Below are 859 nucleotides of genomic sequence, written 5' to 3'. Positions count from 1 at the left end.
GGTAGTGTAAAATAAACTGTGTCACGCATTATTTCCTATTAGAAAACTCATCGGTCGGGGAACGGCCAGCGCCAAGGGGCGGGACCACCCGTCCCGACGAGCGTAAAATTACAATAATTTAAATCGTTCTCCAAACTTTATGGCCAGTTGCTGTGAGATTGTAGCCCAATTGGCAAGTGGCATAGTCCACTTCTTACGTATGTTGCGGTATGCAAGATAAACCAGTTTCTCAAGGGCTGTATCCGACGGGAACACGCCCTTGTTTTTTGTTACCTTACGGATTTGGCGGTGATACCCTTCAACAGTATTTGTGGTATATATAAGCTTACGGATAGCCGGAGTGTACTGGAAGTATTCGGATAGCTTATCCCAATTCTCTTGCCATGACCTGATGACGATAGGATACTGTTCACCCCATTTCTCTTCCAGCTTAAGAAGTTCATTTTCTGCCGATTCTTTATTTACAGCCTGATAAACGCATTTCAAATCCTTCAGGAATTCCTTTTGATTCTTGGAGCCTACATATTTGATGGAATTACGAATCTGATGTACGACACAAAGCTGTACGACTGTATTGGGATAAACACTTTGGATTGCTTCAGGAAAACCTTTCAAGCCGTCTATACAGGCTATAAGAATGTCTTCGACTCCACGGTTCTGGAGGTCTGTCAGAACACTGAGCCAGAAGTTTGCTCCCTCATTTCTTGATATATACATTCCGAGCAGCTCCTTATGTCCTTCTCTGTCAATACCCAGCACATTATAGATTGCACGTGTAACAGCACAACCACGTTCATCCGTTACCTTGTAATGGATGGCATCCATCCAGACTATAGGATAGACAGAATCAAGCATACGC

1 protein-coding gene is annotated in these 859 nt (G+C 43.7%); it reads right to left on the bottom strand.

The window, feature by feature from the left end; genetic code table 11:
* Nucleotides 1–108 precede the first annotated feature (108 nt).
* Nucleotides 109–859: IS256 family transposase (locus WKU26_RS12585; protein ID WP_340322302.1), on the bottom strand; the 751-nt coding region annotated here is incomplete at its 5' end.

The organism is Phocaeicola sp. HCN-40430 (assembly GCF_037890285.1).
GTDB lineage: Bacteria > Bacteroidota > Bacteroidia > Bacteroidales > Bacteroidaceae > Phocaeicola > Phocaeicola acetigenes.
This window is presented reverse-complemented; position numbering and strand designations above follow the sequence as displayed.